This is a genomic window from Mycobacterium noviomagense, from assembly GCF_010731635.1.
GTDB classification, from domain to species: Bacteria; Actinomycetota; Actinomycetes; order Mycobacteriales; family Mycobacteriaceae; genus Mycobacterium; species Mycobacterium noviomagense.
In genome coordinates, this window is sequence record NZ_AP022583.1 from 3331352 (window position 1) to 3352381 (window position 21030).

15 protein-coding genes are annotated in these 21030 nt (G+C 66.5%); 12 read left to right on the plus strand and 3 right to left on the minus strand.

Annotated features, from left to right (window positions below; all coding sequences use genetic code 11):
* Positions 1–9: 9 nt before the first annotated feature.
* The 7 genes from G6N15_RS22890 (at position 10) to G6N15_RS15765 (ending at position 10260) form a co-directional block, all read left to right on the plus strand.
* Positions 10–423: an OsmC family protein gene (locus G6N15_RS22890; RefSeq protein ID WP_083088135.1), complete on the plus strand. Its 414-nt coding sequence runs from the start codon at positions 10–12 to the stop codon at positions 421–423.
* Positions 410–691, plus strand: coding sequence for an acylphosphatase (locus G6N15_RS22895; RefSeq protein ID WP_083088136.1), 282 nt, complete (start codon positions 410–412; stop codon positions 689–691). Before G6N15_RS22890 ends, G6N15_RS22895 begins: the two co-directional genes overlap by 14 nt.
* Positions 692–902: 211 nt before the next feature.
* The gene (gene smc / locus G6N15_RS15745) at positions 903–4511 is read left to right on the plus strand and encodes a chromosome segregation protein SMC (RefSeq protein ID WP_083088137.1); all 3609 of its coding nucleotides are present in this window, start codon (positions 903–905) and stop codon (positions 4509–4511) included.
* Positions 4512–4524: 13 nt separating this feature from the next.
* A complete protein-coding gene (gene ftsY, locus G6N15_RS15750; RefSeq protein WP_083088138.1) occupies positions 4525–5844 on the plus strand; it encodes a signal recognition particle-docking protein FtsY in 1320 nt (439 codons plus the stop codon).
* 140 nt (positions 5845–5984) lie between these two features.
* Positions 5985–7514: an ammonium transporter gene (locus G6N15_RS15755; protein WP_232070248.1), complete on the plus strand. Its 1530-nt coding sequence runs from the start codon at positions 5985–5987 to the stop codon at positions 7512–7514.
* Positions 7423–7704 carry a P-II family nitrogen regulator gene (locus tag G6N15_RS15760; RefSeq protein ID WP_232070477.1) on the plus strand — a complete coding sequence of 94 codons (282 nt, stop codon included), beginning with the start codon at positions 7423–7425 and terminating at the stop codon, positions 7702–7704. Before G6N15_RS15755 ends, G6N15_RS15760 begins: the two co-directional genes overlap by 92 nt.
* Before the next feature lie 81 nt (positions 7705–7785).
* Positions 7786–10260, plus strand: coding sequence for a [protein-PII] uridylyltransferase (locus tag G6N15_RS15765; protein WP_083088140.1), 2475 nt, complete (start codon positions 7786–7788; stop codon positions 10258–10260).
* 32 nt (positions 10261–10292) lie between these two features.
* On the opposite strand, the gene G6N15_RS15770 is transcribed toward G6N15_RS15765, so the two are convergent.
* From G6N15_RS15770 to G6N15_RS15780, 3 genes are all read right to left on the minus strand, one after another.
* Positions 10293–11498, minus strand: a complete 1206-nt coding sequence (locus tag G6N15_RS15770; RefSeq protein ID WP_083088141.1) for a PPE family protein — start codon at positions 11496–11498, stop codon at positions 10293–10295.
* A 72-nt stretch (positions 11499–11570) separates the two neighbouring features.
* The gene (locus G6N15_RS15775) at positions 11571–12452 is read right to left on the minus strand and encodes a PPE family protein, SVP subgroup (RefSeq protein WP_083088142.1); all 882 of its coding nucleotides are present in this window, start codon (positions 12450–12452) and stop codon (positions 11571–11573) included.
* Between the two features lie 338 nt (positions 12453–12790).
* Positions 12791–14014 (minus strand): class I SAM-dependent methyltransferase, encoded by a 1224-nt coding sequence (locus G6N15_RS15780; RefSeq protein WP_083088143.1) that lies wholly within the window; start codon positions 14012–14014, stop codon positions 12791–12793.
* Between the two features lie 157 nt (positions 14015–14171).
* Here G6N15_RS15780 and ffh point away from each other — a divergent pair, with 157 nt between their 5' ends.
* The 5 genes from ffh (at position 14172) to G6N15_RS15805 (ending at position 21018) form a co-directional block, all read left to right on the plus strand.
* A complete protein-coding gene (gene ffh / locus G6N15_RS15785; protein ID WP_083088144.1) occupies positions 14172–15710 on the plus strand; it encodes a signal recognition particle protein in 1539 nt (512 codons plus the stop codon).
* Positions 15697–16785 carry a metal-dependent hydrolase family protein gene (locus G6N15_RS15790; protein ID WP_232070478.1) on the plus strand — a complete coding sequence of 363 codons (1089 nt, stop codon included), beginning with the start codon at positions 15697–15699 and terminating at the stop codon, positions 16783–16785. The genes ffh and G6N15_RS15790 overlap by 14 nt, the downstream gene beginning before the upstream one ends.
* 36 nt (positions 16786–16821) lie before the next feature.
* Complete coding sequence (locus tag G6N15_RS15795) at positions 16822–18537, plus strand: serine/threonine-protein kinase (RefSeq protein ID WP_083088146.1); 1716 nt, start codon at positions 16822–16824, stop codon at positions 18535–18537.
* A gap of 92 nt (positions 18538–18629) precedes the next feature.
* On the plus strand, positions 18630–20411 hold the full coding sequence (locus G6N15_RS15800) for an N-acyl-D-amino-acid deacylase family protein (protein ID WP_083088147.1): 1782 nt from the start codon (positions 18630–18632) through the stop codon (positions 20409–20411).
* 1 nt (position 20412) lies between these two features.
* Entirely contained in the window at positions 20413–21018 is a 606-nt protein-coding gene (locus G6N15_RS15805) for a TetR/AcrR family transcriptional regulator (RefSeq protein WP_083088148.1), read from the plus strand.
* Positions 21019–21030: the final 12 nt, after the last annotated feature.

The window sequence follows — 21030 nt, forward strand, 5'->3', positions numbered from 1 at the left end:
AAAGAACTTATGACGCAACTGTGGGTGGAGCGCACCGGGGTCCGCCGCTACACCGGGTACAGCTCGCGAGGCGCGGAGGTCCTGGTCGGCTCCGAGGACGTCGACGGTGTCTTCACGCCCGGTGAGCTGCTCAAGATCGCGCTCGCTGCATGCAGCGGGATGGCCAGTGACCAGCCGCTGGCCCGCCGTCTCGGCGACGACTACAAGGCGGTGGTCAAGGTGTCCGGCGCCGCCGATCGCGAGCAGGAACGCTATCCACTGCTGGAGGAGACCCTCGAGGTCGACCTGTCCGGCTTGACCGACGCCGAAGCAGAGCGCCTGCGCGCCGTCGTCAACCGGGCCGTCGACCAGGTCTGCACGGTGGGCCGCACACTCAAGTCGGGAACCCAAGTCAGCTTCGCGGTGGCCGATGTCGGAGTCTGACGTTCGGCTCACCGCCTTGGTCCGCGGGCGGGTGCAGGGAGTGGGCTTTCGCTGGTGGACTCGCTCCCGCGCGCTGGAATTGGGATTGACCGGATACGTCGCCAACCGCCTCGACGGACGAGTGCTGGTCGTCGCTCAGGGACCGCGCGACACCTGTCAACGCCTGCTTGACCTGCTACAAAGCGGCGACACGCCCGGCCGCGTCGACGCCGTCGACGCCGAGTGGTCTGACGACACGGAAGACATCGAAGGATTCAGCGCGCGCTAACGGCATACCGATCTGGACGCCGGCAGCCCGACGACGATGCGCGGCGCGGAGCGGCGTGGGAGGAGTCGGGCAATTCGGCGGTCGCCCGACGACGATGCGCGGCGCGGAGCGGCGTGGGAGGAGTCGGGCAATTCGGCGGTCGCCCGACGACGATGCGCGGCGCGGAGCGGCGTGGGAGGAGTCGGGCAATTCGGCGGTAGTCTGGCACGTCGTGTACCTCAAGAGTCTGACGCTGAAGGGCTTCAAGTCCTTCGCCTCACCAACGACTCTGCGTTTCGAGCCGGGCATCACCGCGGTGGTGGGCCCCAACGGCTCGGGCAAATCCAATGTGGTCGACGCGCTGGCCTGGGTAATGGGCGAGCAGGGGGCCAAGACGCTGCGCGGCGGCAAAATGGAAGACGTCATCTTCGCCGGGACATCCTCGCGCCCGCCCCTGGGCCGGGCCGAAGTTACCGTCACCATCGACAACTCCGACAACGCCCTGCCGATCGAATACTCCGAGGTCTCGATCACCCGCCGGATGTTCCGCGACGGCGCCAGCGAGTACGAAATCAACGGCAGCAGTTGCCGTTTGATGGACATACAAGAGCTGCTCTCCGATTCCGGCATCGGCCGCGAGATGCATGTCATCGTCGGGCAGGGCAAGCTGGAAGAGATCTTGCAGTCGCGCCCCGAAGACCGCCGTGCGTTCATCGAGGAAGCGGCCGGGGTGCTCAAACACCGCAAGCGCAAGGAAAAGGCCGTCCGCAAACTCGACGCGATGTCAGCAAACCTGGCGCGGCTGACCGATCTGACCACCGAGCTGCGCCGTCAGCTCAAACCGTTGGGTCGCCAGGCCGAAGTGGCCCGTCGCGCGCAGACCATCCAGGCCGACCTGCGCGACGCACGGCTGCGGCTGGCCGCCGACGACATCGTCGCCCGCCAGGCCGAACTGGCAGATACCAGCCAGGCCGAGGCAGCGCTACGCCGCGAGCATGACGAGGCCTCGGCGCGGTTAGCGGTGGCCTCTGACGAGTTGGCCGCGCACGAGGTGGCATCGGCCGCACTGTCCGAACGGGCCGAAACCGCCCAGCAGACATGGTTTCGGCTGTCCGCGTTGGCCGAACGGGTCGGCGCCACCGTGCGCATCGCCAGCGAGCGTGCCCAGCACCTCGACGTGGAACCGGCCGCAACCAGCGGGCCCGACCCGGATGCGCTGGAGGCCGAAGCCGAGCAGGTGTCGGCCCAAGAGCAGCAGCTGTTGGCAGAGCTGGCCACCGCCCGCACCGGGCTGGACGCCGCCCGCGCGGAACTGGCCCAGCGTGAACGCAGCCTCGCCGACGCCGAGAAGGCGCACATGGCGGCGGTGCGGGCTGAGGCAGACCGCCGCGAGGGCCTGGCTCGGCTCGCCGGCCAGGTCGAGACCATGCGCGCGCGGGTGGAATCGATCGACGACAGCATCGCCAAGTTGTCGGAGCGCATCGAAGAGGCAGCCGCACGAACCCAGCAGGCGCACGCCGAGTTCGAAACCGTGCAGGCTCGGGTCGGCGAGTTGGATCAGGGCGAGGTCGGCCTCGACGAGCACCACGACCGGATGGTCGCCGCACTGCGGTTGGCCGACGAACGAGTCGCCGAACTACAGGCCGCTGAGCGCGGCGCCGAACGGCAAGTCGCTTCACTGCGAGCCCGCATCGACGCACTATCGGTCAGCCTCGAACGCAAGGACGGCGCCGCCTGGCTCAGTCAAAACCACAGCGCGACAGGGCTTTTCGGATCGATTGCAAAGCTGGTCAAGGTGCGCTCGGGCTACGAGCCAGCGCTGGCCGCGGTCCTCGGGGCGGCCGCCGATGCGCTCGCGGCGGACAGTGTCGGTGCGGCCCGCACAGCGATGACCGCGCTCAAGGAGGCCGACGCGGGACGGGCGGCCATCGTGCTGGGCAATTGGCCGGTGCAAGACCACACGCCAGCGGTTTCACTGCCCGACGGCGCCTTGTGGGCCCTCGACCTCGTCGAGGCACCGCCTCAGCTGCGCGGCGCGATGACCGCCATGCTCTGCGGGGTCGCGGTGGTCGGCGACTTGGCCGCAGCACTCGACCTCGTCGCCGCCCACCCGCAGCTGCGTGCGGTCACCCGCGACGGCGACCTGGTCGGTGCCGGGTGGGTCAGCGGCGGCTCGGACCGCAAGCCGTCCACGCTGGAACTCACCTCGGAGATCGACAAGGCCTGCGCCGAACTGGCTGCCGCCGAGGCCCAGGCCGACGAACTGAGCGCTGCGCTCTCTGGCGCGCTCACCGAACAGGCCGCCCGCCAAGACGCAGCCGAGCAGGCGCTGGCCGCGCTCAACGAATCCGACGCCGCGATCGCGGCCATCTATGAGCAGCTGGGCCGACTGGGCCAGGACGCCCGCAGCGCCGAAGAGGAGTGGGGCCGGCTGCTGCGTCAGCGCGAAGAATTGGAAACCGGGCGCGCGCAGACCGTCGAGGAACTCAGCGATCTCGAAACCCGGCTGCGCAATGCCCAAGAGACCCAACACGGTTCGGCGGCCGAACCTATCGACCGGGCGCAGATCGACGCCGCGCGCTGCTTGTTGGAGACCGCGCGGGCTGCCGAAGTGGACGCCCGGCTGGCGGTTCGCACCGCTGAAGAACGCGCGAATGCCGTTCGCGGACGCGCGGATTCACTACGGCGAGCTGCCGCAGCCGAACGCGAGGCCCGGCTGCGCGCTGAGCAAGCTCGTGCTGCTCGGGAACGCGCAGCCGCAGTAGCCGCGGCGGTAGCCGACTGCGGACGGCTGCTGGCTGGGCGGCTGACCCAGGTCGTGGACGCGGCCTCACGCCAGCGCGACGAGTTATCCGTTGAGCGCCAACAGCGTTCGGCCGCAATGGCCGCGGTTCGCGAGGAGGTGGACGCGCTGCGCACCCGCATCGCGGCGCTCACCGAAGCGCTTCACCGCGACGAGGTGGCCAAAGCGGAAGCAGCGCTTCGCATCGAACAGCTCGAGCAGATGGTGCTCGAGCAGTTCGGGATGGCGCCAGACGACTTGGTCGCCGAATACGGCCCCGACATCCCGCTGCCGCCGACCGAGCTCGAGCTGGCCGAGTACGAGCAGGCCCGCGACCGCGGCGAGCAGGTCACGCCGCCGGCGCCGATGCCGTTCGACCGGCCCACCCAGGAACGCCGGGCCAAACGCGCCGAACGCGAACTGGCCGAACTGGGCCGGGTGAATCCGCTGGCGCTGGAGGAGTACGCCGCGCTGGAGGAGCGCTATAACTTCCTGGCCACCCAGCTCGAAGACGTCAAGGCCGCCCGCAAGGACCTGCTCGATGTCATCGCCGACGTCGACGCGCGCATCCTGCAGGTGTTCCGCGATGCCTACGCCGACGTGGAACGCGAGTTCCGCGCGGTGTTCGCCACCTTGTTCCCCGGCGGGGAAGGCCAGCTGCGGCTCACCGATCCCGACGACATGCTGACCACCGGCATCGAGGTCGAGGCCCGGCCCCCCGGCAAGAAGGTCAAGCGGCTGTCGTTGCTCTCCGGCGGCGAGAAGGCGCTGACCGCGGTGGCGATGCTGGTGGCGATCTTCCGGGCCCGGCCGTCGCCGTTCTACATCATGGATGAGGTCGAGGCGGCGCTGGACGACGTGAACCTCCAGCGGCTGCTCAGCCTTTTCGAGCAACTGCGCGACCAGTCCCAGCTGATCATCATCACGCACCAAAAGCCGACGATGGAAGTGGCCGACGCCCTCTACGGCGTGACCATGCGTGACGACGGCATCACCGCGGTGATCTCGCAGCGCATGCGCGGCCACCGCGTGGACCAGCTCGTCGGCAGCTCACGATAGCCAGGAGTCCATCGTGTCCGACGCCTTGTGGATCGCTGTTGCGGTCGCCGCCGTACTGGTGGTCATCGCTGCGCTGACCGTTGGCCTGATGCTGTACCGACGGCGCCGGATCAGCCTGTCGGCCCGCCAGCAAGCCGGCACGCTCGACCATTCCGGCGGCTACACCACGTCGTCGGGCATCACGTTCACTCAGACCGCGGCGCCGGACCGCATCGATACCACCGGCCTGCCCGGCGTCGGCGACGACGCAGCCGTCCCGCGCGACGCCCTCAAGCGGGCGATCGCCGACGTCCAGCTGCCCGAGCCCGAGACCCAGCAGGTCGAGACACCACCGGCCGCACCCGACATCGGGGCACCGCCGGCCGCACCCGAGATCGAAGCGCCGCCGGCCGCACCCGACATCGGTGCGATCGCACCTCCTGAGGGACGCCTGGAACGCCTACGCGGCCGGCTCGCCCGGTCGCAGAACACGCTGGGCCGCAGCATGCTTGGCCTACTCGGCGGCGGCGACCTCGACGAAGATTCCTGGCAAGACGTCGAGGACACTTTGCTGGTGGCCGACCTCGGCCCGGCGGCCACTGACTCGGTGGTATCGCAGCTGCGCAGCCGGCTCGCCAGCAGCAGCGTGCGTACCGAGGCCGACGCCCGCGCGGTGCTGCGGGAGGTCCTGGTCACCGAGCTGCGGCCCGAGCTGGATCGCTCGATCCGTGCGCTGCCGCACCCCGACCACCCGTCGGTGCTGCTGGTCGTGGGCGTCAACGGCACCGGGAAAACCACAACCGTCGGCAAGCTGGCGCGTGTGCTGGTGGCCGACGGCCGGCGCGTCGTGCTGGGCGCCGCCGACACCTTCCGGGCCGCCGCGGCCGACCAGCTGGAAACCTGGGCCGCCCGCGTCGGCGCCGAGGTGGTGCGCGGCGCCGAGGGCGCCGACCCCGCCTCGGTGGCCTACGACGCCGTCGACAAGGGCATCGCCGCGGGCGCCGACGTCGTGCTCATCGACACCGCCGGCCGGCTGCATACCAAAACGGGGCTGATGGACGAACTCGGCAAAGTCAAGCGGGTGGTGAGCCGGCGGGCGGCGGTCGACGAGGTGTTGCTGGTGCTGGACGCCACAATCGGTCAGAACGGGCTGGCCCAGGCGCGGGTATTCGCCGACGTCGTCGACATCACCGGCGCAGTGCTCACGAAGTTGGACGGAACAGCCAAGGGCGGCATCGTTTTCCGCGTCCAACAAGAACTGGGCGTGCCCGTGAAACTCGTCGGGCTCGGTGAAGGGCCGGACGACCTCGCCCCGTTCGAGCCTGCGGCCTTCGTCGACGCGCTGCTGGGCTGACTCCTCTCGTTGCAGTGAGAATTACGTAACCTCCGCGAAACGTTGAGGCACTAACGCCGCAACAACCTTTGCGCATTGTCTGACAAGGTCATCGGTCATCTTTGGTGGCCGGGACTGCGCGGATGCGGAGGTGATGTCGAGTGGACCAATTCCCAACCATGGGCATTCCCAATACTGGCGACACCGCCTGGATGCTGGCGAGCTCCGCACTGGTGCTGTTGATGACGCCGGGCCTGGCGTTCTTCTACGGCGGGATGGTCCGCGCCAGAAGCGTGCTCAACATGATCATGATGAGCGTCAGCGCGATGGGCGTCGTGACGGTGCTGTGGGTGCTCTACGGTTACTCGCTGGCCTTCGGCGACGACGTCGGCAACATCGCCGGCAGGCCGACCGAATACTGGGGACTCAAAGGTCTCATCGGTGTCAACGCCGTCGCCGAGGATCCGAAGACGCACACCGCGGCGCTGCAGATCCCGTTGGCGGGCACCATGCCCCACGTCGTCTACGTCGCATTCCAGCTGATGTTCGCGATCATCACGGTCGCGCTGATCTCCGGTGCGGTGGCCGACCGGATGAAGTTCGGCGCGTGGACGGTGTTCGCCGGACTGTGGGCGACATTCGTCTACTTCCCGATCGCGCACTGGGTGTTCGCGGCCGACAAGTTCGCGGCCGCCCACGGCGGCTGGATCCTCAACAAGCTGCACGCAATCGACTTCGCCGGCGGGACCGCGGTGCACATCAATGCCGGGACGGCCGGGCTTGTGTTGGCAATCGTCGTAGGCCGGCGTCAGGGCTGGCCCAAAGCGGTGATACGACCGCACAACCTGCCGTTTGTGATGCTCGGCGCCGGACTGCTGTGGTTCGGCTGGTACGGGTTCAACGCCGGATCGGCTACCAGCGCCAACGGTGCTGCCGGGTCCACGTTCATGACCACCACGGTCGCTACTGCCGCCGCCATGCTGGCCTGGCTGCTCACCGAGCGCATCCGCGACGGGCACGCCACCTCGCTGGGAGCCGCATCCGGCATCGTCGCCGGCCTGGTCGCCATCACACCGTCGTGCTCGTCGGTCAACGCGGTGGGCGCGTTGGGAATCGGCGTGGCGGCCGGCGTGTTCTGCGCGCTGGCCGTGGGGCTGAAATACCGGTTGGGCTTTGACGATTCGCTCGACGTGGTCGGAGTGCACCTCGTCGGCGGTCTGGTGGGCACACTGTTGGTCGGCCTGCTCGCCGCCCCGCAGACCACCGCCATCGCCGGCGTCACCGGCGTGTCGCCCGGCTTATTCTACGGCGGCGGGTTAGCTCAGCTGGAACGCCAAGCAATCGGCGCTTTCAGTGTTCTCACGTATTCGGCTGTCGTCACCGCTATCTTGGCTTTGATCCTGAAATACACCATCGGGCTGCGGCTGAGCCGGGAGGACGAAGCGTCAGGCATCGATGAGGCTCAACACGCTGAGAGCGGCTACGATTTCGCGGTCGTCAGCGGTTCGGTTCTTGGTCGTCACGCCTTGGAGGAGAGTGGATATGAAGCTGATCACCGCGATCGTGAAGCCGTTCACGCTCGACGACGTCAAGACCAGCCTGGAGGAGGCGGGCGTCCTGGGGATGACGGTGAGCGAGGTCCAGGGGTACGGGCGGCAGAAGGGTCACACGGAGGTGTACCGGGGCGCTGAGTACTCCGTCGAATTCGTCCCGAAGGTTCGCATCGAGGTTGTTGTCGACGATTCGATCGTCGACAAAGTCGTCGACAGCGTGGTGCGCGCGGCGCGCACCGGCAAGATCGGCGACGGCAAAGTGTGGGTCAGCCCGGTAGAAACCGTTGTGCGGGTGCGCACGGGTGAACGCGGTCCTGATGCGCTATGACAACCAGCATGCGCGAGCAGACGCAAAAGTACCGAATTCCAAGCGGTTTAAGGGACTTTTGCGTCTGCTCGGCCAGATAGCATGAGACCACGCAGGTCCGATTCCGTCCCAAACTCTCGATGGGAGGGCCCGGCGCCTGAAAGCGCCCGCCCCGCAGTTGATTTGGTCGCGGCACGGGAACGCCTGCTTGCGCGCGGCCCGCGCGAACTCGATTCGGCTGCACTGCGAAACGCGTGGCAGGATCTGCACGAGTCCTGGTTGACCACCAAGGCAGTCGAGATCGGCATCACGACCAACAGCGGCTTCGCGATCGTCGCAACAGGTTCCCTGGGCCGAGGCGAGCTGCTGCCTCACTCCGACCTCGACCTGATGTTGGTACACAACAACATGCCCGCCAATGTCGTCGAGCAGGTCGCCGACCTGTTGTGGTATCCCTTGTGGGACGCCAACATTCGCCTCGACCACTGCGTACGAACCGTTGCCGAGGCGCTGGAAATCGCTGGCGCGGACATCTCCTCGGGCCTGGCAATGCTGGAAGCACGCCACATTGCGGGCGACGCCGCGCTGTCGGAGCAGCTTGTCGACGGCGTTCGGCGGCAGTGGAGGAGCGGAATCCGCTCTCGATTCGGCGAACTGGTCGAGGCAGCCCACTCCCGTTGGCGCCGCACCGGCGAAATCGCGCACCGTGCCGAGCCTGATCTGAAATTCGGCCGCGGCGGCCTGCGTGACATCCAGTTGCTCGACGGGCTCGCTATCGCCCAGCTCGCCGACCGCCAGGCGCTCCTCACCCCGGAGACCCTGGCCGGTTCCATGGACTGGGCTTGTCGGGCGCTGATCGATGTGCGTACCGAGCTGCATCGGGTGTCGGGCCGCGGCCATGACGTGCTGTTGGCCCAATACGCCGACGACATCAGCGACGCCCTGCAGCTCGGGGACAGGTTCGACCTGGCGCGCGTGCTGTCGGACGCGGCTCGAACCATCAGCTACCACGTCGACGCCGCCTTACGGACCGCCGCGAATTCGCTGCCGCGTCGAGGAATGTCGGCATTGCGGCGACGACGACGCCGGCCACTGGACGACGGTGTGGTCGAGTACGCCGGGGAAGTCGTGCTGGCCCGAGATGCCCGACCAGAGAACGACCCGGGTCTGTTGCTGCGAGTGGCCGCCGCGTCGGCCGTCGCGGAACTGCCCATCGCGGCCGCCACGCTGAGCCGGCTCGCCGACACCGCACCCGAGCTGTCCACCCCGTGGCCGGCCGATGCGGTGGACGATCTGTTGGTTCTGCTCAGTGCCGGGCCGGCCGCGGTCGCGACGATCGAATCCCTCGACCGGGTTGGCCTGTGGACACGGCTGCTGCCCGAGTGGGCCGCCATCCGCGATCTACCGCCCCGCGACGCGATCCACACCTGGACCGTGGATCGTCACCTCGTCGAGACCGCGGTCCGGGCAAGTGCTTTCGCGACCCGCGTGGCGCGACCTGACCTGCTGATACTGGCCGCACTGCTGCACGACATCGGCAAAGGGCGCGGCACCGATCACAGTGTGATCGGTGCGGAGCTAGCCACTGTGATCGGTGCCCGGTTGGGTATGTGGCCGGCCGACGCGGAGATGCTGTCGAAACTCGTTCGGCATCACCTGCTTTTGGCCAAGACAGCCACGCGGCGCGACCTGCACGACCCGCAGACGATTGCGGCGGTCGCCGATGCCGTCGGGGGAGACCCGGTTGTGCTCGATGTGCTGCACGCATTGACGGAGGCTGACGCGCTGGCCACTGGTCCAGGGGTGTGGAGTGAGTGGAAAGCCTCGCTGATCAGCGATCTGGTGCGCCGCTGCCATATGGTGATGGCCGGGGAGAACTTGCCCCACCCGGATCCCATTGACCCCGAATATCTTGCGCTTGCAGACGACCACGGGGTGCACGTGGAAGTCAGGCAAGGCGATGGCTCGCGGTATCACGTCGTGATGATCGCCCCCGACGAGCGGGGGCTGCTGTCGAAAGCTGCGGGCGTGTTGGCGCTGAATTCGCTACGAGTGCACTCCGCCGCAGTGAACATTCACCAAGGTGCTGCGATCAATGAGTTCGTGGTGTCGCCGTTGTTCGGGCAGCCCGCTGCGGCAGAACTTTTGCGTCAACAGTTGGTCGGTGCACTGGCCGGCGACATCAACGTTCCGGCGATGCTCGACCGGCGTCGAGAGGGCGAAGCCCATAACAGCCCCGTCGGGGACGTGCCGACCGGCGTGCCGGCCCATCGGCCGACCGCTCCGCCGCGCATTCTGTGGTTCGGCGGCACGCCCGAGCGGCTGATCGTGGAAATCCGCACGACCGACCGGACGGGCTTGCTTGCGCAGTTGACCAACGCCTTGGAACGGGCCGCTGTCGACATCGTGTGGGCGAAGGTCACCACCGTGGGCTCGATGGTCGACGACGTTTTTTCTGTGGTGCTGCCAGCCCAGGCGGCGGAGGCGTCTGAGGATGTGCAATCGGCGGTGGAACGCGAACTGTTCGCCGTGTTGGGAGACGCCGTGGTGGACAGATCTGTCGACTACGCAAGCTGAGGATCAGCGCCGCGCGGTCACTTCCGGGCTCGTCACACCAGGACTGTCTTGGGCATCACGGTGGGCTTGACTCCGTAGCGCGGAGTGCCGAAACCATAGCCCCCACGCCCAGCCGAGGCCACCGATGGCATACCGGCCGGCACGGTTGCCACCGGCGTGGTTTCCTCCGGAGCAACGGTCCAGCCTGAACCTTCGAACTCGGTAGCAACGCTGGTTTCCGGAGTCGCGGCCGACCAGCTGGCCGGCACCGACATCTTGCCCACCAGAGAGGCTTCGCCCATGCTCGCCGCGACCGGCGCCGCACCAACGCCGCCTGCCGCAGGAGCCGTCGCGCCCGCGAGGACTCCTCCGCCTAAGCCCGCCCCGAGGGGAGTGACGTCGCCGATGGTGACGCCAGCTGGGGCGTTCGAAAGAAAGTGCCCAAGAAGTGGCATCGCCGACAAAAGCATCATCACATTCCAGGAGGCTGTGACATCAGCAGTGTTGATGCTGTTGGTGACGATGCCGGTATTCAGGAGGTCGTTGAGGCCTTGCCAAACCGACGTCCCAGAACTCGCCGGAGCGGCGGCCGCCGCTGCGTTCACCGGGTTAGCCAGCGCCCCTTGTGCATTGGTGAGGCTGGACAGCACCCCGTTGAGCCCGGATGCCGTCGCATTGCTGTTCACGGCATTGGAGACCGCGGCAGCTTGCAACCCAGCCCCGGCTGGGTTGGTGTTGTCCGCCGGCGGGGTCACCGGTTGCATTTGCGCGAGGGCCGCCGATTTGGCGGCGTAGGCGTACAGTGCGGCGGCATCTTGTGCCCACATCTCGGCGTATTGAGCCTCGTTGGCCGCGATCGCCGGAGTGTTTTGCCCCAGGACGTTGGTCGCCACCAGCGTTGCGAGCTGCGCCCTGTTGGCGGCGATCAGCGGTGGCGGCACCGTGGCGGCAAATGCCGTCTCGTACGCTGCCGCCGATGCAATTGCTTGCGAGGCCGCCTTCTGTAGTTGCCCTGAGGTGGTGTTCAACCAGGTGATGTAGGGCTCGGCCGCGGCGGCCATCGCCGTCGCCGACGGACCCTGCCAGGCGGAGCCGGTGAGCTGTGAGATCACCGATTGATAGCCAGTCGCCGTTGTGCTCAGTTCAGAGGCAAGGCTGCTGAACGCCGAGGCGGCGGCCACCATCGGGCCCGCCCCGGCGCCTGCGTACATGAGGGCGGAGTTGATCTCCGGGGATCGCGCTGCAAAATCAAAAAACATTTCCTGGAATCCTGTTCTCGATCTGGTCGACTGCGTTTGGTGGTTACCGGCCAGCGCTGGCCGCTCGAATTCCTAGAGGACCGTCGGCTTGGGCATGACTTTGGGTTTGACGCCGTAGCGCGGGGCTCCGAGCCCCATGCCGCCACGGCCGGCCGAGGCCACCGACGGCATACCGGCTGGCATTGTCGCCACCGGCGCGGGCGTGTCCGGCGCCGCGGTGGCCCAGCTTTGAGCCGCCAACCGCACCGGAGTGCTTGCCGCCGAAACTTCGCCGGCCCAACTGGGCGGGACCGACATGCCGCCGATCGAGGAGGCCTGGCCGACCCCTGCCAACACCGGCGCCGCGCCGACACTGGCAGCGCCACTCACGCCGCCGGCTCCGACTGGGTCGACGATGCCGGCCAGGTCGGCCAAGCCGCCTTCGGCGGCCTCTGCGGGCAGAGCGGTGAGGAGACCGCCGCCGGCCATTCCGATCAGGTCCGAACTCGCCGACGCCCAGTTACCGACCTGGATGTTCGCCAAGTTGGCTATGGGACTGCTCAGCGGCGAATTGCCGAGCGTCTGGGCCAGGCTTTCCAGAATGTCGCCGAGCCCGGTGGACTGGGTCGCTGCCGGCGACGCGGCGGCCAGTGAGCTAATTCCCGACAACGGCGTCGAGGCGGCCGCCATCTGGTTGGCCGCCTCGGTTTCTCCGTACGAGCCGGCGCTGGTACCCAGGAGACTCACGAATTGCTGGTGAATGGCTTGAGCTTGGGAACTGGCTGTTTGGTAGAGCTGGCCATAGGTAGAAAAGATGCCCGCCTGCAACGCCGACACCTCGTCGGAGGCAGCGGGTGCGATGGCCGTGGTCGGGGTGGCGGCAGCTGCGTTCTCGGCCGCCATCGAGCTGCCGAGAGCCTCCAGTTGGGTCGCCGCCGCGGCTAGCGCCTCAGTCAGCGTCTTCACGAACGACATACATTTCTCCCGCGAAAAGATCGGCCCCGTAATGGGGCTGGGCCGACGTGACCAATGGGGCGTGCGTGTTTTCGCAACGCATCCACGGCTACACCCTCGCGTAAGGAGGGGCGGGAAACATAGTTGGTTAATTGTTTTTTAACGTCCGCGGACAAACTTTTAACAAATTGCCCGCCGCCATGTGCAGCTCGCTAAATTTTGCTGCTCAGCAGCAGCATGCCAAAGTTCGATACGATCTGCGCGTACGTAAAAGTCTCGTTAAGTAAAACTCACACTTGCCCGGTATGTAGCGGTGAGGGCGTTCGCCAGACGTCGCCGCGGCGAATGCCAACGGACAGCTAATTAGTTGAAGCCGGCCTCAGGGCCATGGCAACCCAATCGAGACGCCACAGCGACTGAAAAAGCTTGCGGGCGTACGCCCTCAGATTGGTTGTGCTGGGGCAGTGCGAGTCGCCCTTCTGCGCCACCTCCGCCACAATCTGTCGAATCGTGCGACGTCCGTCGACACGCTGCACGAAGGGCAGGTGGTCGGCGTTGGCCCGTATGCGCGCGCCCGGCCAAACGATGTCAGTGCCGGAGATACCGCAACGAGTGCGCAGCACCGGCACATAGTCGAGGGATTCAACGGTCGAGAAATCGATTGCGTAGCTTTCTTTCGGTCGGTCCCGGCGGCACGCCATGAAAAAGTGGCAACCGTTCAGCGTCTGCACACGTTCCATCACGGACCACAGCTTCCTTTCCGGCAAAGCGTTCATCGCCGAATAGAACGCGGTCTCTGGCGCAAATAAATCGTGCGGATAATACGGCGTCTTGTGGAACCATCCCTGAAATGCGAGCCCAGCCGAGGTGGCCAGATCGATACATTCTTCGACCGTATAACTCCGCTCACGCGCGGGCAGGAATGTATCGACGAGTGCGGCATCGGACTGCAAATCACGCGCAATTTTTAGATAGCTGCGAATGGGGTGTTCCGGCGGAAGCGCGGAAATGGTGTCTTTAACAATTTCGACCGACGCGTCATCTTGACCCAGACCCAGGTCGCGGAAGACGGATTGCAGCAGTTCAACCCCGATCCGGCCGTACTTCGCATAGAGCATTACCCCTAGGGCGCCATCTCTTCGCAGGCAACTGCCCAGTGCTTTCATGCCTGTGAGCGGGTCGGCCATATGGTGCAAAACACCAGTCGATACAACCAGGTCGAAGTCGAGTCCGAGTGTCGGCAGCTCGTCGACGGAAAGCAGGCGCAAGTCGAGGTTGCCAAGTCGATGCTTGTCTTTCAAATATTGCTGATGGTCCAGCGACGACTGGCTAATATCGACCGCCACTACTTTCGCCGCCGGGTTGGTGTACGCAAAAACCGCTGCCTGGTTGGTGCCGCACCCCGTAATCAGGATGTCGAGATCGGGTTTGTAGTCCCGATCAGGCCAGAAAACTCGGTGGGCATGGGAAGGGTCGAACCATTCCCAGTGGTTAGCGGTCCATACACCGAGGTCTTCGATAGGGAGTGGATACCGCCAGCGCTCGTACTGGCGGCCGACAATGTCGGCGCCCGGGTCGTTCACTTCACGGTGACCTCGTCGCGGTGAATTGTGATCGCGGATTGCCGCTGGTCGAGAGCATCCCCCGGTCACCTCTGCTACCGGGGATTATGGGTTCCCGCCCTATCAGTCGCAACCGGGCAGGACCAGGCTCGCTCCTTGCGCCGCTACGCTGGTCGGCGTGTTCGAATCACTCTCCGACCGCCTGACCGGCGCCCTGCAGGAGCTGCGCGGCAAGGGTCGGTTGACCGACGCCGACATCGACGCCACCACCCGCGAAATTCGGCTGGCGCTCCTCGAAGCCGACGTGTCCTTGCCGGTGGTGCGGGCATTCGTCAGCCGGATCAAAGACCGCGCGAAGGGCGCCGAAGTGTCGGGCGCCCTCAACCCGGCGCAGCAGGTCGTCAAGATCGTCAACGAGGAGCTCATCGGCATCCTCGGCGGCCAGACCCGACAGCTCGCGTTCGCGAAGACACCACCGACCGTCATCATGCTCGCCGGTCTGCAAGGCTCGGGTAAGACCACGCTGGCCGGAAAACTGGCCAAATGGCTTCGCGGACAAGGGCACACACCGCTTTTGGTGGCCTGCGATCTGCAGCGGCCGGCCGCGGTGAACCAGCTCCAAGTCGTCGGCGAACGGGCCGGCGTCCCGGTGTTCGCGCCCCACCCCGGCGCGTCACCCGAGGCCGGCCCCGGTGATCCCGTGGCGGTGGCCTCCCAGGGGGTGGCCGAGGCGCGAGCTAAGCTCTTCGACGTCGTCATCGTCGACACCGCCGGCCGGCTCGGCATCGACGACGAGATGATGGCCCAGGCTGCCGCCATTCGCGCGGCCATCACCCCGGACGAGGTGCTGTTCGTCCTCGACGCCATGATCGGGCAGGACGCCGTCACCACCGCCGAGGCGTTCGGCGCGGGCGTCGGGTTCACCGGGGTCGTGCTGACCAAGCTCGACGGTGATGCCCGCGGCGGCGCCGCGCTATCGGTGCGCGAAGTGACCGGTGTGCCAATCCTTTTTGCATCCACCGGCGAGAAGCTCGAGGACTTCGACGTCTTCCATCCAGACCGGATGGCCAGCCGCATTCTGGGCATGGGCGATGTGCTGAGCCTGATCGAACAGGCCGAGCAAGTCTTCGACGCCCAACAGGCCGAGGCTGCCGCCGCGAAGATCGGCACCGGCGAGCTGACCTTGGAGGACTTCCTTGAACAGATGCTCGCCATCCGCAAGATGGGGCCGATCGGCAACCTGCTGGGCATGCTGCCCGGCGCCGGCCAGATGAAAGAGGCACTGGCCGCCGTCGACGACAAACAACTCGACCGGCTGCAGGCCATCATCCGCGGCATGACACCCGAGGAGCGGGCCGACCCCAAGATCATCAACGCCTCGCGGCGGCTGCGGATCGCCAACGGCTCCGGTGTGACGGTCTCCGAGGTCAACCAGCTGGTCGACCGGTTCTTCGAGGCGCGCAAGATGATGTCGTCGATGATGGGCAGCATGGGCATGCCCGGCCTGGGCCGTAAATCGTCGCGAAAAGCCAAGGGGGGCAAGGGGAAAAAGGGCAAGAAGCGCGGTCCCACTCCGCCGAAGGCGCGCAGCCCGCTCGGCGCCGGCATGCCGGCGGGATTCCCCGATCTGTCGCACATGCCGGAAGGGCTCAACGAGTTGCCACCCGGGCTGGCGGACTTCGACTTGTCCCAACTGAAGTTCCCTGGCAAGAAGTAGGCGCGGGGTGCGACTGCACATCCGCGGCAAAGGCCTACCCGATGACGCCCCGCTGGAGCTGTGGATCATCGACGGAAAAATCTGCGTGGAGCCGGTTGTAGGCGCTGACACGGTCTTCGACGGCGGCTGGATCATCCCAGGACTGGTTGACGCCCACTGTCACGTCGGGCTGGGCGCGCACGGCGCCATCGAACTCGACGAGGCGATCAACCAGGCCGAGACGGAACGCGACGTCGGCGCGTTGCTGCTGCGCGACTGCGGCTCACCGACTGATACCCGCCCCCTGGACGATCACGCCGACCTGCCGCGCATCATCCGCGCCGGCCGACATCTCGCCAGGCCCAAGCGCTATTCGCCCGGCCTCGCAATCGAACTCGACGACGAGTCACAACTGCCGCAGCTGGTGGCCGAGCAAGCCCGACGCGGCGACGGATGGGTGAAGCTGGTCGGCGACTGGATCGACCGGAAGGTCGGCGATCTCGCGCCGCTGTGGTCCGACGACGTGCTCAAGACGGCAATCGATGCCGCGCACTCCCACCGAGCGCGGGTCACCGCGCACGTCTTCGGTGAGGGCGCGCTGCCGGGCCTGATCAACGCCGGGATCGACTGCATCGAGCACGGCACCGGCGTCACCGACGACATCATCGAGCTGATGGTCGAGCACGGCACCGCATTGGTGCCCACGCTGATCAATATCGAGAACTTCCCGGGCATCGCTGCGTCGGCGGAGAAGTACCCGACGTACGCCGCCCACATGCGCGACCTGCATGCCAAGTGTTATGCGCGGATGGCTGCGGCGCGCGATGCCGGCGTACCGGTGTATGCGGGCACGGACGCCGGCACCATAGTCGCCCACGGCCGTATCGCCGACGAGGTCGAGGCGCTCAAGGGTATCGGGATGAGTCCGACGGAGGCGCTGGGCGCAGCGTCATGGGATGCTCGACGCTGGCTGGGACGGACGAGCCTGGACCATGGCGCGTCGGCAGACCTGTTGTGCTACAACGACGATCCGCGGCAAGGCCCCGGTGTACTGAGAAGCCCGGACCTGTTGATTCTGCGAGGGCGGCTGTTCTGACAAGACGCGGGCAGCGACCGCCGATAGGATCGGTGAATGCCGTTGGCCCCTGGGTCGACCTTTGCTGGATACACCATCGTTCGGATGCTGGGCACTGGCGCCAGCGGTGAGGTCTATCTGGCTCAGCATCCGGCGCTGCCCCGCCAGGACGCGTTGAAAGTCCTTCCTCGGTCGATGACGGCGGACCGCAAGTTCCGCGAGAGGTTCCAGCGCGAGACCGAGATCGCCGCAACGCTGTATCACCCGCACATCGTGGAGGTGTACGGCCGCGGCGAGTTCGAAGGACAGCTGTGGATCGCGATGGAGTACCTCGACGGTGTCAACGCCGCGCAGCTCATGCGCGAGCACTTTCCGGCCGGGATGCCCGCCGGTGAGGCGCTGTCCATCATCGCTGCCATCGCCTGGGCACTGGATTACGCGCACCAACGCGGAATATTGCACCGCGCTGTCAAACCGGCCGACATCTTTCTGACGAATCCGGGCGGCGGTGAACCACGAATCCTGTTGGCGGACTTCGGTCTAGCACGCGAAATCGGTACCGCGCGACGGCTGGCGCGCAGGGAGCTGACCGCGGATACGCTCGCCTACGCCGCGCCCGAACAGCTGACTGGCTCGCGCATCGACTGGCGCGCCGACCAGTACGGGCTGGCCGCCAGCGCATTTCATCTGCTCACCGGTGCGCCACCGTACCAGGATGTCGACATCAGTCAACGGCTGAACGCGGCGCCACCCAAACTCGTGGACCGGCACCCGGATTTGTGGCCTCTCGACCGCGCGCTGTCGACCGCCCTTGCCGACAACCCCGCCGACCGCTTTCCCAGCTGTCGCCAGTTCGCCGACGCGCTGAGCGGGATGGCCGGCGTCTCAGCCGGTGATCGCAGCCCGGAGGCCGTTCTCACCCTCGATTACCCCGACGAAGCGACGGTCGACAGCCGAGCCGAAGCGGGCGCCTCGCCCTACAAACCTCGCAGCGGAGGCCGCCAGTCGGTAATGACGGCGCTCGCGCGGCGGCTCCCTCGACGGCGCACCACCGGGCCGCCCAGTTCAGCACCTGTCACGACGAGTCGCCGGTGGCCGTGGATCTTGCTCGGGTCGGCGGCGGGGGTGGTGCTCACCTTGATCGGCGTGCTGGCCGGCATCACACTCAGTCGCAATAACCAGGCGACGGCGCCTCAGGTCGGCATCCCGACGACAAGAACCACAGCCGCGGCCGCAGCCCCGACCAGCAAAACTCCGGCAGCGCCGCCTGCCCCGCTCGACGGCACGTACCAGGTCGACGTCAACCGAGCGCAGCAAACCTACAACGACGCGCCCGACCCTCAGCCGCCGAACGTGACCACCTGGTGGGCTTTTCGCAGCTCGTGCACGGCTGCGGGGTGTGTCGCCAGCGCAATCTTGCTCGACGACGACAACCACCAAAAGGTCAGTACGACGGCCGGCACCCACGTGCTCGTTCTGGATTTCCGCGACGGCGCCTGGCAGTCACGGCCGGAGACCGTCCAGTTCCCATGCCTCGGACCGAACGGAACGACAGCAAACGAAACCACCACGCAGGTCATCTCACTGCAACCGCAGGAGCACGGCCCGCTGCGCGGCGTGATGACCGTGACCGTCGAGACCGACGAATGCGCCCAAAAGGGAGGCCAGATCGTCATCCCCGCGGTGGCCGCGCGGGTCGGCGACGTTCCCCCGGGGCTCGTCATACCCAGCCCGCTACCCAGCACCCCACCCACTACGACCCGCACGCGCTGATCCTTCAGGTGGGTCGCGGCGACACGGCGCATAAAAAGATTGTAAGCACTTGCTAACCGTGTTACGGTCTCTGGACACCCCCGGGAGGCACCGTGAGCTACGACATAATCATCCGCGACGGCTTGTGGTTCGACGGCACCGGCCGTTCGCCGCAGCCGCGCTCGCTGGGAATCCGCAACGGCATCGTCGCAGCGGTATCCACTGAACCGCTGGATGAGACCGGCTGCCCGGAGGTGATCGACGCCGCCGGCAAGTGGGCCGTCCCGGGCTTCATCGATGTGCACACCCATTACGACGCCGAGGTGCTGCTGGACCCGGGATTGCGCGAATCGGTGCGCCACGGCGTCACCACGGTGCTGCTGGGAAACTGTTCGCTGTCAACAGTTTACGCCGACACCGCCGACGCCGCCGACCTGTTCAGCAGGGTCGAGGCGGTGCCACGCGAGTACGTGTTCGGCGCGCTACAAGCCGAGAAGACTTGGTCAACAGCCGCGGACTACGTTGCCGCACTTGAGAATCTGCCGCTGGGGCCGAACGTAGGCTCGCTCATCGGACATTCGGATCTGCGGACTGCAGTGCTCGGCCTGGGCCGGGCCACCGACCCCGACGTACGGCCGAGCGACGCCGAGTTGGAGCGGATGGCGGCCTTGCTGGACGAGGCGCTCGACGCAGGGCTATTGGGTATGTCGGGAATGGATGCGGCCATCGACAAACTCGACGGCGACCGATACCGGTCGCGCGCGCTGCCGTCGACGTTCGCAACCTGGCGTGAACGGCGCAAGCTGATCGAGGTTCTGCGCAGGCGCCGCCGGATTCTGCAGAGCGCACCCAATGTCGCCAAGCCGTCGTCGGCGCTGCTGTTCTTCTTGTCCAGCAGCCCCATGTTCGGGCGCCGTAAACCAGTGCGGATGAGCCTTCTGGTGTCAGCGGACACCAAGTCGGCGCCGGGGGCGGTGTATGTCTTCGGGCCGGGGACGCGGCTGCTCAACGCGTTGCTGGGCTCGCAGGTTCGACTGCAGCACCTGCCCGTGCCGTTCACGTTGTATTCCGATGGAATCGATTTGCCGGTCTTCGAGGAGTTCGGCGCAGGCACCGCAGCACTGCATCTGCGCGACCAGCTTCAGCGCAACAAACTGCTCGCCGACATCGACTACCGGCGCGAGTTCCGCCGCGAATTCGACCGCAAAAAGCTTGGGCCGGCCTTGTGGCATCGCGACTTTTATGACGCGGTGATCGTCGAGTGCCCGGATAAGTCGTTGATCGGCAAGAGCTTTGGGGCGATCGCCGATGAGCGCGGCGTGCATCCGTTGGATGCTTTCCTCGACGTGCTGGTCGAAAACGGTGAGCGAAATGTCCGGTGGACGACCACGGTTGCCAATCATCGGCCCAAGCAGCTCGACAAGCTTGCCGCCGAACCGAGTATCCACATGGGTTTTTCCGATGCGGGCGCGCACCTGCGCAATATGGCGTTCTACAACTATCCGCTACGGCTGCTCAGGCGCGTGCTCGACGCGCAGCGCGCGGGCAGCCCTTTCCTCAGCGTCGAGCGCGCGGTGTATCGGCTGACCGCCGAAGTGGCCGACTGGTTCGGCCTGGATGCCGGCACCCTGCGACAGGGCGACCGCGCGGATTTCGTGGTCATCGATCCGGCCGGTCTGGACGACTCGGTGGACGGCTACTACGAGGAGGCGGTTGGGTTCTACGGCGGACTGCGCCGCATGGTCAATCGCAACGATGCAGCGGTCGTCGCGACCGGTGTGGGCGGCGCGGTGGTGTGCCGACACGGGGAGTTCCGGGATGGCTACGGAAAGACGGCCAAGTCGGGCCGGTTCTTGCGGGCAGCGGGCCACCAACATCACGAGGCACACGTCTGACATGGCGAGAACTCAGCAACAACGCCGCGACGAAACGGTTGCGCGACTGCTCGACGCCAGCATCGCAACCATCGCCGAGGTCGGATACGCCCGAGCATCGGCGGCGGCGATCAGCAAGCGCGCCAACGTATCCGACGGCGCGCTGTTTCGTCACTTCGCCACCATGGGCGACTTCATGGCGGCCACGGCGACCGAGGTGTCGCGGCGCCAGCTCGACTTGTTCACCAAACAGGTCGCCGAAATACCCGCCGACAGGCCACCTTTGGAGGCGGTGCTGACCATTCTTCGCGACACCACCCGTAATTCGACAAACGCGGTGTTGTACGAACTGATGGTGGCTGCGCGCACCGACGAAAAGCTGAAGGGGACTTTGCAAAGCGTCCTCGAGCAGTACAGCTCGAAGATCTACGACGTCGCGGGGGCGCTTCCTGGCGCCGAGAGATTTCCGGAAGACATTTTTCCCGCTGTGGTGGCCATGGTCGCTAACACATTCGACGGCGCCGCGATTGTGCAAGCGGTGCTGCCCCAACCCGATATCGAAGCGCAGCGGATACCGCTGCTGGTGTCGCTGCTCGACGCCATAGCTCAAGTGCCGGCCGGCGATTGAGCTGAGCCGAGA